Origin of the sequence: Auraticoccus monumenti (assembly GCF_900101785.1) — a bacterium.
GTDB classification, from domain to species: Bacteria; Actinomycetota; Actinomycetes; order Propionibacteriales; family Propionibacteriaceae; genus Auraticoccus; species Auraticoccus monumenti.
In genome coordinates this window covers 3,588,040-3,600,934 of the sequence record NZ_LT629688.1, presented here as the reverse complement: position 1 = coordinate 3,600,934, position 12,895 = coordinate 3,588,040, and the positions used below count along the sequence as shown (strand labels likewise).

Genomic DNA, 12,895 nt, shown 5'->3' with positions numbered 1-12,895 from the left:
CCGACCTCGTGCGCTCCGACCAGGGGCGCTCGGGCACGGTGCGCGCTCCGGCACGGCGAGCTCCGCCATGGCGCGCTCGGACCCAGACGTCAGTGCGTGGTCAGCTCCACCCGGCAGGGGGCACCGGTCCTGACCGGGTCCGGCGCAGCCGTCGGAGCACGAACCTGTCCCTACGAGCAGGCTACGCCGCAGGAGCGGCCGTCGTGCTCGCATGGACAGATGCGTGTCACGCCGCGGGCAGACCGCCCCGGCGCCCACGGGCAAGGTCAAGCGCGTCCACCTCGGTGACCCAGCAACGTGGTCACACGCGACCTTGAGCACGGCTCGGTCTGGGGGGCGCGGACGTGTCCAGGCAGGGGTGGGCAGCCGCCTCTGCACTGCGGCACCCGGGTGGCTCCGCCGCGCGTGGGTAACCACCGTCCGTGACCAAGCCCTTCGTGATCCTGCTCCGCAACCACCAGGCCGGCGGTCGTGCGGCGATCGACCTGTTCACCCGGACCGCCGCCGCCCAGCGCGACCGCTCCTACGGGGCGGAGCTCGAGCGGCTCCTCGCCGAGGCCCGGGAGGACCTGGCCTTCAACGAGCGGGTGATGCGGCGGCTGGGGGTCCCGCCCTTCCGGGCCCTGGTGGTGGCGGCGCGGGTGGGAGAGAGGCTGGGCCGGCTCAAGCCGAACGGTCACCTGGTCCGGCGAGCCCCGCTCAGCGACGTCATCGAGCTCGAGGGGCTGATCGCCACGGTGTCGGTGAAGGTCGCCGGCTGGGAGGCGGCCCAGGTCGCCGGCGAGCTGCTCGAGGGCGAGCTCGCCGAGCTCGAGGGGCTGATCCAGCGGGGACACAGCCAGACCGAGCGTCTGACCGAGATGCACCGCACCGCCGCAGCCGACGTGCTGGGCGCCCGCCGGTCCTGACCGGCGCGCTCGTCCGGGCGCAGGTCAGAGCCGTCGGGTCACGATCACCCAGACCGTGCGGAGCATGATCTGCAGGTCCACCACCGGGGACCAGTCGGCCAGGTAGTGCAGGTCGTGGCCCAGCTTGTACTCGATCGCGGTGTGGTAGCGGCCGTACACCTGAGCCAGACCGGTGATGCCGGGGAGGGTCTGGTGCCGGCGGCGGTAGCCGGGGAAGGCGGCCTCGTACGCGGCCATCTCCTCCGGACGCTCCGGGCGCGGGCCGACGATGGTCATGCTGCCGTGCAGCACGTTGAGCAGCTGGGGCAGCTCGTCCAGCCGGGTGGCACGGATCCACGCCATGCCGGGCAGCACCCGGGGGTCGTCGGTCGCCGCCTGCACCGGTCCGGTGCCGCGCTCGGCGTCCACGCCCATGGTGCGGAACTTGAGCATCCAGTAGGACCGGCCCTCGAAGCCGACCCGCTGCTGGACGAACAGCAGCGGACGCCCGGCCAGGGCGGCCACGTAGAGCGTGGTGAACAGGCCCACCGGCACGGTGATCGGCGCGGTGACCACCAGCACCACGACGTCCATCCACCGCTTCAGCCGTCGCTGGGAGGGTGTCAGCGCGTGGGCCGACAGCAGCACGAAGGGCATCCCGCCGATCTCGCCCACGTTGCGCAGCCCGAGCAGCGAGTCCTGCGGGCGGACGATCTGCAGCGTGGAGACGCCGTCGCGCTCGAGGTCGGCCAGGCCCGCGGAGGTGTAGAGGGCCTCCAGCGCACCGGCGTCGAGCAGCACCACGTCGGTGGCCTGGGCCTCGCGGACCCGCTGCTGCAGGTCCACCACCGACGGGCTGTGCCCGGCCACCACGATGCCCTCACCGGCCTGGACCAGGTGCTGCTCAGCCAGCGCGACGGTCTGCGGGTCGCCCACCAGCAGCACCCGCGGCGGCCCCTCGGAGCGCAGCCGGACCCGGCGGGACAGCCAGCGGTTGGCGCCCAGGGAGAAGGGGCCGAGCAGGGCGTAGACCACCAGCACGCTGCGGGGGATCAGGTACTCCCCGGCCAGCCAGCTGATCAGGCCGACGAGCAGCGAGGCGAACCAGACCGCGGTGATGATCTTGGCCGCCCCCGGTCGCACCCCGAGCCGCCGCTCGCGGTCGTAGAGCCCGCCGAAGTAGAAGACGGCCAGGTGCACCAGCACCACCACGGCGAAGGTCCAGGCGTAGCGGTCGGAGTAGCTGGCGGCGTTGAAGTCGCGCCGCACCACGATCAGCGCACCGGTGATCAGCCACAGCGTGAGGTAGATCGAGGCGGCGTCCAGCAGGTGCAGCAGCCGCACCCCGCGCCGGTTCAGCCAGCGCAGCGCCTGGACCCGGCGCGGGTCGCGCGGCCCCGTCGGGGTGTCGGCCGGCCCGGTCACGTCAGCGGTCGCTGTGACCGAGGTCGCGGTCGGGGTCGACGACGTCGCGCACGCGGCGCTTGAGCTCCTTGGCCTCGGGGAAGCCGTCGTCGCGGCGGCGGTCCCAGACCAGGGCGTCCTCGACGTGGACGGTGAAGACGCCGCCGGTGCCCGGCTCCAGGGTCACCCGGAGCGCCGTGCCGAAGGTGCTCAGCAGCTCCGAGGCCAGCCAGGTGGCGCGGAGCAGCCACTGGCACTGGGTGCAGTAGGTGATGACCACGCTGGCGCGGTCGGCAGGGGCGTCCATCGGCCCCATCCTCCCACCCCGGCGGCCCCCGGCGGGGAACCTCGGCGGGAGGAGGGCCGGATGGCGGTCGGGGACCGGAGGTGTCCGGGCCGCGGTCTAGATTGAGGGCCATGTCGATCGATGCCGAGACCCGCAACGCTGCCGACGTCAAGCCCCGCTCCCGGGCGGTGACCGACGGCCTGGAGGCCACGGCCGCCCGCGGCATGCTGCGCGCGGTGGGCATGGGCGACGACGACTTCGCCAAGCCCCAGATCGGGGTGGCCTCCAGCTGGAACGAGATCACCCCCTGCAACCTCTCGCTGGACCGGCTGGCCAAGGCGGTCAAGGACGGCGTGCACGCCGCCGGCGGGTACCCGCTGGAGTTCGGCACCATCTCGGTCTCCGACGGCATCTCGATGGGTCACGAGGGCATGCACTACTCGCTGGTCAGCCGCGAGATCATCGCCGACTCGGTGGAGACGGTGATGGAGGCGGAGCGGATGGACGGCTCGGTGCTGCTGGCCGGCTGCGACAAGTCCCTGCCCGGCATGCTGATGGCCGCCGCCCGGCTCGACCTGGCCTCGGTGTTCCTCTACGCCGGCACCATCCTGCCCGGCAAGGTCGACGGCAACGACGTCACCATCATCGACGCCTTCGAGGCGGTCGGGGCCTGCGTCAAGGGCCTGATCAGCCGCGAGAAGGTGACCGAGATCGAGAAGGCCATCTGCCCCGGCGAGGGCGCCTGCGGCGGCATGTACACCGCCAACACCATGGCCAGCGCCGCCGAGGCCCTCGGCATGTCCCTGCCCGGCTCGGCCGCCCCGCCGGCGGTGGACCGCCGCCGCGACGGCTACGCCCGCAAGAGCGGCGAGGCCGTGGTCCAGATGCTGCGCCAGGGCATCACCGCCCGACAGATCCTGACCAAGGAGGCCTTCGAGAACGCCATCGCGGTGACCATGGCCTTCGGCGGCTCCACCAACGCGGTGCTGCACCTGCTGGCCATCGCCCACGAGGCCGAGGTCGACCTGACCCTGGACGACTTCGTGCGGGTCGGCAAGAAGGTCCCGCACCTGGGTGACCTGAAGCCCTTCGGGCGCTTCGTGATGAGCGACGTCGACCGCGTCGGCGGCGTGCCCGTGGTGATGAAGGCCCTGCTCGACGCCGGTCTGCTGCACGGTGACTGCCTGACCGTGACGGGCAGGACCATGGCCGAGAACCTGGCCGACGTGGCCCCGCCCGACGTCGACGGCACCATCCTGCGGGCGATGGACAACCCGATGCACCCCACCGGCGGCATCACCATCCTGCGCGGCTCGCTGGCCCCGCAGGGCGCGGTGGTGAAGAGCGCCGGCTTCGACACCGAGGTGGTCACCGGCACCGCCCGCGTGTTCGACGGCGAGCGGGCGGCCATGGACGCGCTGGAGGACGGCACCATCGCCGCCGGGGACGTCGTGGTGATCCGCTACGAGGGCCCCAAGGGCGGCCCGGGCATGCGGGAGATGCTGGCCATCACCGGCGCGATCAAGGGTGCGGGGCTGGGCAAGGACGTCATGCTGGTCACCGACGGGCGCTTCTCCGGCGGTACCACCGGTCTCTGCGTGGGCCACATCGCCCCCGAGGCCACCGAGGGCGGACCCATCGCCCTGGTCTGCGACGGCGACCCGATCACCCTCGACGTGGCCAACGGCACCCTGGACGTGGGCGTCAGCCCCGAGGAGATGGCCGCCCGCGCCGAGCAGTGGACGCCCCGTCCGCCTGCGGACCGGGCCAAGCGTGGCGTGCTGAAGAAGTACGCGGCGCTGGTGGGCTCGGCCGACGTGGGCGCGGTCTGCAGCTGAGCCACGCGGGGGAGCGGTGGTCGCAGGGGCCCGGCTGTCAGCCGGGCCCCGGTCGGTGGCCGGTCGGGTCCGTCAGCCCCGGCGCCGCAGCACGAGCTTGCGCAGCTCGTCGAACCACAGCACGCCCGAGGCCATCGCCAGGCAGAGCAGCCAGTGCCGCAGGTCGAGGTCGGCGGTGCCGAAGGCGACCTGCAGGAAGGGCACGTGCACGACGGCCACCTGCAGCGCCGCGCTGAGGGCCACCGCACCCCAGAGCCAGCGGTTGGCGAACAGGTGCCGGAAGGCGCTGGTCGTCTCCGAGCGCGAGTTGAAGACGTTGAACAGCTGGGCCAGCACCAAGGTGGTGAACCCGGCGGTGCGGGCGACCTCGAGGGAGTCCGCTCCCTCCACCAGCCCACCCGGCAGGAAGACGTCGATGGTCAGCAGGGTCAGCACGCCCATGACCAACCCGATCATCAGGATGCCCGACCACATGCGCCCGTCGATGATCCGCTCGCCTGGGTCGCGGGGGCGGCGGGCCATGACGTCGTCCACCTCGGGGTCGACGCCCATGGCCAGCGCCGGCGTGGAGTCGGTCACCAGGTTGATCCAGAGGATCTGGGTGGCCAGCAGCGGCACGACGACGCCCTCCGCGCTCGCGTCGGTGAGCCCGATGACCGAGGCCAGCACCACCCCGAAGAACACCGTCGCGACCTCTCCCATGTTGGAGGACAGCAGGTAGCGCAGGAACTTCTTGATGTTCTCGAAGATGGTCCGGCCCTGGCGCACCGCGGCCACGATCGTGGCGAAGTCGTCGTCGGCCAGGATCATCCGGGCGGCCTGCTTGGTGACCTCGGTACCGGTGATGCCCATGGCGATGCCGATGTCGGCCGACTTCAGGGCCGGGGCGTCGTTCACCCCGTCCCCGGTCATGGCCACCACGTGGCCGTCCGCCTGCAGGGCGTCCACGATGGCGAGCTTGTGCTGGGGTGCGACCCGGGCGTAGACCGAGGACCGCCGGGTGGTCTCGGTCAGGCCGGGCCCGTCGAGCTCGTCCAGCGCTGGACCCGTCACGGCCCCCTCGCCCTCGGTGATGATGCCGAGGTCGGTGGCGATCCGCGCTGCCGTGCCGGGGTGGTCGCCGGTGATCATCAGGACCCGGATCCCGGCGCGGTGGGCCTCGCGCACGGCGTCGGCCACCTCCGGGCGTGGTGGGTCGATGATGCCTGCCGTGCCGACGTAGACCAGCCCCTGCTCCACCGAGTCCTCCAGCGCACGGTGCGGGTCGGGCTCGGCCACCTCGGCGTAGGCCACCCCCAGTGTGCGGAAGGCCTGGGCGGACAGCGCCTCGACGTCGGCCAGCGCCTGGCGCCGGCGGTCCTCGGTGAGGCCCACGACGTCGTCGCCGACCTGCAGGCCGGTGCATCGCGAGAGCAGGACGTCCGGCGCCCCCTTGGTGACGACCCGCACCGCCCGGTCGTCCGCGCGCAGCTGCAGGGTCGACATCATCTTGCGCTCGGAGGTGAACGGCACCTCGCCGCGGCGACGGTAGCGGGCCACCGTCTCCCGTGCGCCGGGGAGCTTCGGGAGGGCGGCGAGGAACGCGGCCTCGGTCGGGTCGCCGTGGACGACGACCTCCCCGTCGACGTCCTCGAGCCAGGCGTTGTTCGACAGCGATCCACCGGCCAGGACCATCCGAGCCTCGGTCAGCAGCCCGGCGTCGGCCTGCTCCACAGGACGACCGTGCACCAGCGCCGAGCCCTCGGGTCGGTAACCCGCCCCGGTGAGGCGGACCTCCCCGGAGGCGGTGACGACGCGCTCGATGGTCATCTCGTTCTTGGTGAGGGTGCCGGTCTTGTCCGAGGCGATCACCGAGGCCGAGCCCAGGGTCTCCACCGAGTGCAGCTTCTTGACGATGGCGTTGCGGCGGGCCATCCGCTGCACGCCGATGGCGAGCACCACGGAGAGGATCGCCGGCAGGCCCTCGGGCACGGCGGCGACGGCGAGCGAGACGCCCAGGAGCAGCACGGTGACGACGTCGGACAGGCTCGAGACGTCGTTGACCAGGAAGGTCACCGCCATCACCACCACGGCGATGACCACCACGGTGATGCCGAGCATCGTGGAGACCCGTGCGATGTCCTGCTGCAGCGGGCTCGGATCCTCGACGGTCGCCTCCAGCATCTCGGCGATGGCGCCCATCTCGGTGTCCATGCCGGTGGCGGTGACCACGGCCCGTCCGCCGCCCTGCACCACGGCGGTTCCCTTGAACACCATGTTGACCCGGTCGCCGAGGGCCACGGTCCCGACGAGGGCGTCGACCTCCTTGGTGACGGCAGCGCTCTCCCCGGTGAGGGAGGCCTCGGAGACCTTGAGCCCGGTCGCCGCGGACAGCCGGGCGTCGGCGCCCACCGCGTCGCCCTCGGCCAGCACCAGCACGTCCCCGGGCACCAGGTCGGCCGCGGCCACCACGAGCGGACGGCCGTCGCGGAGGACGGTCGAGGTCGCCGTGGTCAGCTGCTGCAGGGCCGCCACGGCGGTGTCCGCCCGCGACTCCTGCACCAGGCCGATCACGCCGTTGAGCAGCACCACCACGGCGATCACGACGGCGTCGACCGGCACCCCCCGCGCGCCCTCCACCGCCCAGGCCACGACCGAGACCACGACAGCCGCCAGCAGCAGGTAGACCAGCGGTTCCTGGAACTGGGTGGCGACCCGGCGCCACAGCGGCACGGGTGCGGCGCCGCGCAGCTCGTTCGGGCCGTGGTCCGCGAGCCGCCGGGCGGCCTCCTGACCGGTCAGCCCGGCCTCGGCGTCCGTGCCCGCCGCAGCGAGGAGGTCCGGCACGGTCCGCGTCCACGGTTGCGGCAGCGTCCACCGGGGGCGGACGGCCCGCGCGGGGGTGCTCGAATGCTCGTGGTCGACGGACACGGGACCTCCCGGACGTGGTGCGCCCATCATGGCAGCCCCTGTCCGACCCAGGCCCGGGCACGCGGCCGGTGGCCAGGGTGACCCGGGCGGTCGGGGTGCGGTCCTGGTCCAGCCCCGGTCCCACCCTGGTCCTGGCCGCCGGCACGGGCCGCGTCCGGCCCGGCGAGCCATGCTGGACCCATGCTCCGTCGCCAGCCTCCTCCCCGCGCCGGCCGCGAGGTCGTCTTCCTCGGCGGTGTACCCGGAGCCGGCAAGACCACCGCGCTGCGCCAGGTCCCGGCCACCGCCGGGACGCGCGTGCTGGACCCCGAGCAGGTCGGCCTCGCCCTGCGCCGCCGGGTGGGGGAGGGCGTGCCCTACGCCTGGCTGCGCCCGGTGGTGCACACGTTGCAGTACCTGCGCGTGCTGCGGCACCTGCTGCTGCCGCCGGCGGGCGTCGAGCGGCTGCTGGTGCACGACACCGCCACCCGGCCCTGGCTGCGTCACCTCGAGGCGCGACTGGCCCGGCTCTTCGGCTGGCGTCCCTCGCTGGTCCTGGTCGGGGTCACCCGCGAGGAGGCGCTGCGCGGTCAGCAGGCCCGTGGCCGCGTCCTCGACCCCGGGCGCTTCGACGGCCACTGGCGCCGCTGGCAGCGACTGCGCCGCGAGCTGGCCGACGGCGCGCTGGCTGACGGCGCGCTGGTCAGGCCACCGGAGCCGTGGTCCCGGGTGGTGCTGGTGGGTCGGGACCGGGCCGTGGCGGAGCTCACCGAGCCGGCCCGGCCGGTGGTGGCCCGCCGCGCACCGCTCCGCTGAGCGACACCTTCGTGCGACCGCTCGGGGCCCGGGGGTGGAACGGCGGCAGCAGGGAGCTGGGACGCCGTCGCGCCGGCACCGGAGGACCCGGCCGCTGGGGTGGTGCGGCACCATGGAGCGGTGCCCGAGGGAGACAGCGTGTACCGGGTGGCGCGCCGACTGGACCGGGCGCTGCTCGGCCAGCGGCTCACCCGGGCCCGGTTGCAGGTGCCGGCCCACGCGACGGCCGAGCTGGCCGGGGCCACGGTGGTGGCCAACGAGACCTGGGGCAAGCACCTGCTGATCCGCTCCGACGCCGGCTGGACGCTGCACACCCACCTGCGGATGGATGGCTCCTGGACCGTCACCGGCCCCGGCAAGGTGCTGCCCCGCCGGCTCCAGCCCGACGTCCGGGTGCTGCTGGGCACCGAGGCGGGGAGCACCGCGCACGGGCTGTCCATCCCGGTGGTGGAGCTGCTCGACACCTCCGCGGAGCACCGGGCGGTGGGTCACCTCGGCCCGGACCCGCTGCGCGAGGACTTCGACCCCGCCGAGGCCGTCCGACGGCTCTCCTCCGACCCCACCCGTCCGCTGGCCCCGGCCCTGCTGGACCAGCGGCTGGTCGCCGGGCTCGGCAACCTCTGGGCCAACGAGCTGTGCTTCCTGCGCGGCCACAGCCCCTGGACGCCGGTGGGGGAGGTCGACGTGGCCGCCCTGGTCACGCTCGCCGCCCGCTCCCTGCAGCGCTCGGCCCGGGTCCCCGAGGCCTACCAGGTCACCACCGGCCGCACCCGCCGCGGCGAGACCCACTGGGTGGCGGGCCGCGCGCACCGGCCGTGCCTGCGCTGCGGCACCCCGGTGCGGGTGGTCGCCGAGGTCCCGGGTGACCCGGACCGTCGCCGCACCTGGTGGTGCCCGCACTGCCAGCCCGGCCCCGGCCCGGAGGCCTGCTGACCGGTCCTGCGGAAGCACCCCGCCGCGTCCCGGTCCGGCCCCGCCGAGGCGCCGACGCGAGTGCGCCCAGATCGTCGCAGCGAGGCCCGGGGGGCGACGACCAGGCCGCAGTCGGCGCACTCCCGGTGAGGCTGTGGGCGCACGTGCGCCCGGGCCCCGTGGGCTCGGCGTCCGCCATCCGGACACGGCGTCCCAGTTGTTGACACGCGCCGGAGGATGCGGAACTGTGTCCGTGTGCAGCACCACATCCTCGTACTCCGCAGGCGTGTCGACTGACTCAGGTCCCGTCGACGCGCTCCCTCGTCTGCCCCACGGCAGCGGGGGTTTTTTGTTGCACGAGCACCGCCGCCCGACGACGGCGTAACGTTCCAGGAGGACACCGGGCATGACGAGCAGGGAGGCCGCCGTGACCACCACCACGCCCACACCCACACCGAGCAGCAGCACCGCCGGGACCGCCGTCGAGCCGGTCCTCGACGAGCTGGTGACCGGCTCGGAGTCCCTCGTCCGCTCCCTCGAGAGGGTGGGCGTCGAGGTGATCTTCGGCATCCCCGGCGGGGCGATCCTGCCGGCCTACGACCCCCTCTTCGACTCCTCGATCCGCCACATCCTGGTGCGCCACGAGCAGGGTGCCGGGCACGCGGCCGAGGGCTACGCCGTGGCCACCGGGAAGGTCGGGGTCTGCATGGCCACCTCCGGCCCGGGCGCCACGAACCTGGTCACGCCGCTGGCCGACGCGATGATGGACTCGGTCCCGATGGTGGCCATCACCGGGCAGGTCGCCGGCCGCTCCATCGGCACCGACGCCTTCCAGGAGGCCGACATCCGCGGCATCACGATGCCGATCACCAAGCACAGCTTCCTGGTCACCGACGCCGCCGACATCCCCGAGGCGATCGCCCAGGCCTTCCACCTGGCCCGCACCGGGCGTCCCGGACCCGTCCTGGTCGACATCACCAAGGACGCGCTGCAGGCCAAGACCACCTACACCTGGCCGACCACCATCGACCTGCCCGGCTACCACCCGGTGACGCGCCCGCACGCCAAGCAGATCCGCGAGGCGGCCCGGATGATCGCCGGCGCCCGCCGGCCGGTGCTCTACGTCGGCGGCGGCACGGTCAAGGCCCGGGCCCACGCCGAGCTGGCCGAGCTGGTCGAGCTGACCGGCATCCCGGTGGTCACCACCCTGATGGCCCGCGGCGTCTTCCCCGACAGCCACCCGCTCAACATGGGCATGCCCGGCATGCACGGCACCGTGGCCGCGGTCGGCGCGCTGCAGCGGGCCGACCTGCTGATCAGCCTGGGCGCGCGCTTCGACGACCGGGTCACCGGCGAGCTGTCCAGCTTCGCCCCCGACGCCCAGGTCATCCACGCCGACATCGACCCGGCCGAGATCTCTAAGAACCGCGTGGCCGACGTCCCCATCGTGGGCGACGTCCGCGAGGTCGCCACCCAGCTGCTGGAGCAGCTGCGCGAGCTGGAGCTGCCCGACCTCACCCCCTGGCAGCAGCACCTGCAGCAGACCGCCGAGCGCTACCCGACCGGTTACGACGAGCCCGACGACGGCACCCTCTCCCCGCAGATGGTGATCCGGCGGATCGGCGAGCTGACCGGACCGGAGAACGCCTACTGGGCCACCGGCGTCGGCCAGCACCAGATGTGGGCCGCGCACTTCCTGCCCCACGAGGTGCCCGGACGCTGGCTCAACTCCGGCGGCCTCGGCACCATGGGCTACTGCGTCCCGGCCGCGATGGGTGCCCAGGTGGGCCAGCCCGACGCGGTGGTCTGGGGGATCGACGGCGACGGCTGCTTCCAGATGACCAACCAGGAGCTCGTCACCTGCGCGCTGGAGGGGATCCCGGTCAAGATCGCCGTGATCAACAACCAGTCCCTGGGCATGGTGCGGCAGTGGCAGACCCTGTTCTACGGGGGCCGCTACTCCAACACCGACCTGCAGACCAACCTGGTGCCGGACTTCCCCAAGCTGGCCGAGGCGATGGGCTGCGTCGGGCTGCGGGCCACCACCGTGGAGCAGGTCGACGAGGTGATCAACCAGGCGCTGGCCATCACCGACCGCCCGGTCGTGGTCGAGTTCATCGTCCACAAGGACGCGATGGTCTGGCCGATGGTCGCCGCCGGCACCAGCAACGACGCCATCCAGTACGCCCGCGACATGGCACCCCAGTGGGAGGACGAGGAGCTGTGAGCACCCACACCCTGAGCGTCCTGGTCGAGGACCGCCCCGGCGTCCTGGCCCGGGTCTCCGCGCTGTTCTCCCGGCGCGGGTTCAACATCGACTCCCTCGCCGTGGGGCCCACCGAGGTCGCCGACGTCTCCCGGATCACCCTCGTGGTGGACGCCGAGGACGACACCGTCGAGCAGCTGACCAAGCAGCTCAACAAGCTGATCGAGGTCCTCAAGATCGTCGAGCTCGAGCCGGACGCCGTCCGCCAGGAGCTGGTCCTGATCAAGGTGGCCACCGAGCCCGGCAACCGCTCCGACGTGCTGGAGGTCATCCAGCTCTTCAAGGCCAAGGCGGTCGACGCCACCAACGAGTCGATCGTCGTGCAGGCCACCGGCAGCCCGGAGAAGCTGCGGGCCCTGCTCACCATGCTCGAGCCCTACGGGGTCCGTGAGCTGGTCCAGTCCGGGCTCGTCGCGGTCGGTCGGGGCGGACGCTCCATCACCGACCGCACCACCCGGACCGACCGGCAGAAGATCCGCGTGGTCTGAGGTCGTGGCGTCCTCGACGCCCGGCACCGGCCCCCGCACCCACACCAGAAACCGATCAAGGAGATCCACCCGTGGCAGCACAGATGTTCCATGACGACGACGCCGACCTGTCCGTGATCCAGGGCCGCAGCGTGGCCGTGCTGGGTTTCGGCAGCCAGGGTCACGCGCACGCCCTGTCGCTGCGTGACTCCGGCGTCGACGTCCGCGTCGGGCTGCTCGAGGGCAGCAAGAGCCGTCCCCGCGCCGAGGCCCAGGGCCTGCGCGTGCTGACCCCCGCCGAGGCCGTCGAGGAGGCCGACCTGGTGGTCGTGGCCGTGCCCGACCACCTGCAGCGCCAGCTCTACGCCGAGTCCATCCAGCCCAACCTGGTCGCCGGTGACACCCTGCTGTTCATCCACGGCTTCAACATCCGCTACGGCTACGTCACCGCCCCCGAGGGTGTGGACGTCGTCATGGTCGCCCCCAAGGGCCCCGGCCACCTGGTCCGCCGCGAGTACAGCGAGGGACGTGGTGTCCCGGTGCTGGTCGCCGTCGAGCAGGACGCCTCCGGCAAGGCCTGGGACACCGCGCTGGCCTACGCCAAGGCGATCGGCGGGCTCCGTGCCGGCGGGATCAAGACCACCTTCACCGAGGAGACCGAGACCGACCTGTTCGGTGAGCAGGCCGTCCTCTGCGGCGGGGCCAGCGCCCTGGTGCAGGCCGGCTTCGAGACCCTGGTCGAGGCGGGCTACCAGCCCGAGGTGGCCTACTTCGAGTGCCTGCACGAGCTCAAGCTGATCGTCGACCTGATGTACGAGGGCGGCATCGCCAAGCAGCGCTGGAGCGTCTCCGACACCGCCGAGTACGGCGACTACGTCTCCGGCCCCCGGGTGATCGACGCCCGCGTCAAGGAGAACATGAAGGCCGTGCTGGACGACGTCCGCAACGGTGCCTTCGCCCAGCGCTTCATCGACGACCAGGACGCCGGCGGCCCGGAGTTCAAGAAGTTCCGCGCCGAGGGCGAGCAGCACCCGATCGAGGCCACCGGCCGCGAGCTGCGCGGGATGATGGCCTGGGTCAAGAGCCACGACGACGACTACGTCGAGGGCACCGCGGCCCGCTGAGCCACC

10 protein-coding genes are annotated in these 12,895 nt (G+C 73.0%); 7 read left to right on the top strand and 3 right to left on the bottom strand.

Annotation, left to right across the window (positions count from 1 at the left end; genetic code table 11):
* The first annotated feature begins 422 nt into the window (after window positions 1-422).
* The gene (locus BLT52_RS16680; protein ID WP_090595111.1) at window positions 423-908 is read left to right on the top strand and encodes a hypothetical protein; all 486 of its coding nucleotides are present in this window, start codon (window positions 423-425) and stop codon (window positions 906-908) included.
* A gap of 24 nt (window positions 909-932) precedes the next feature.
* Here BLT52_RS16680 and BLT52_RS16675 read toward each other — a convergent pair whose 3' ends face one another.
* Entirely contained in the window at window positions 933-2,312 is a 1,380-nt protein-coding gene (locus tag BLT52_RS16675) for an exopolysaccharide biosynthesis polyprenyl glycosylphosphotransferase (protein WP_090595110.1), read from the bottom strand.
* A gap of 1 nt (window position 2,313) precedes the next feature.
* Window positions 2,314-2,598 carry a SelT/SelW/SelH family protein gene (locus BLT52_RS16670; protein ID WP_090595108.1) on the bottom strand — a complete coding sequence of 95 codons (285 nt, stop codon included), beginning with the start codon at window positions 2,596-2,598 and terminating at the stop codon, window positions 2,314-2,316.
* Window positions 2,599-2,708: 110 nt separating this feature from the next.
* On the opposite strand from BLT52_RS16670, the gene ilvD reads away from it, so the two are divergent.
* Entirely contained in the window at window positions 2,709-4,415 is a 1,707-nt protein-coding gene (ilvD, locus tag BLT52_RS16665; protein ID WP_090595107.1) for a dihydroxy-acid dehydratase, read from the top strand.
* Between the two features lie 72 nt (window positions 4,416-4,487).
* Here ilvD and BLT52_RS16660 read toward each other — a convergent pair whose 3' ends face one another.
* On the bottom strand, window positions 4,488-7,241 hold the full coding sequence (locus tag BLT52_RS16660; protein ID WP_231946363.1) for a cation-translocating P-type ATPase: 2,754 nt from the start codon (window positions 7,239-7,241) through the stop codon (window positions 4,488-4,490).
* 264 nt (window positions 7,242-7,505) lie between these two features.
* On the opposite strand from BLT52_RS16660, the gene BLT52_RS16655 reads away from it, so the two are divergent.
* From BLT52_RS16655 to ilvC, 5 genes are all read left to right on the top strand, one after another.
* Entirely contained in the window at window positions 7,506-8,120 is a 615-nt protein-coding gene (locus tag BLT52_RS16655; RefSeq protein WP_090595102.1) for an AAA family ATPase, read from the top strand.
* A 120-nt stretch (window positions 8,121-8,240) separates the two neighbouring features.
* A complete protein-coding gene (locus tag BLT52_RS16650) occupies window positions 8,241-9,053 on the top strand; it encodes an Fpg/Nei family DNA glycosylase (protein WP_090595101.1) in 813 nt (270 codons plus the stop codon).
* Between the two features lie 385 nt (window positions 9,054-9,438).
* A complete protein-coding gene (locus tag BLT52_RS16645; RefSeq protein WP_090595099.1) occupies window positions 9,439-11,259 on the top strand; it encodes an acetolactate synthase large subunit in 1,821 nt (606 codons plus the stop codon).
* Entirely contained in the window at window positions 11,256-11,786 is a 531-nt protein-coding gene (gene ilvN / locus BLT52_RS16640; RefSeq protein ID WP_090595097.1) for an acetolactate synthase small subunit, read from the top strand. Before BLT52_RS16645 ends, ilvN begins: the two co-directional genes overlap by 4 nt.
* 83 nt (window positions 11,787-11,869) lie before the next feature.
* Window positions 11,870-12,889, top strand: a complete 1,020-nt coding sequence (gene ilvC, locus BLT52_RS16635; RefSeq protein WP_090595096.1) for a ketol-acid reductoisomerase — start codon at window positions 11,870-11,872, stop codon at window positions 12,887-12,889.
* The last annotated feature ends 6 nt before the right edge of the window (window positions 12,890-12,895 follow it).

Excerpts from the sequence above, each read along its gene's own strand:
- ilvC (WP_090595096.1), top strand. The coding sequence starts at position 11,870 with ATGTTCCATGACGACGACGCCGACCTGTCCGTGATCCAGGGCCGCAGC.
- ilvD (WP_090595107.1), top strand. The coding sequence starts at position 2,709 with ATGTCGATCGATGCCGAGACCCGCAACGCTGCCGACGTCAAGCCCCGC.
- BLT52_RS16645 (WP_090595099.1), top strand. The coding sequence starts at position 9,439 with ATGACGAGCAGGGAGGCCGCCGTGACCACCACCACGCCCACACCCACA.
- BLT52_RS16655 (WP_090595102.1), top strand. The coding sequence starts at position 7,506 with ATGCTCCGTCGCCAGCCTCCTCCCCGCGCCGGCCGCGAGGTCGTCTTC.
- BLT52_RS16670 (WP_090595108.1), bottom strand. The coding sequence starts at position 2,598 with ATGGACGCCCCTGCCGACCGCGCCAGCGTGGTCATCACCTACTGCACC.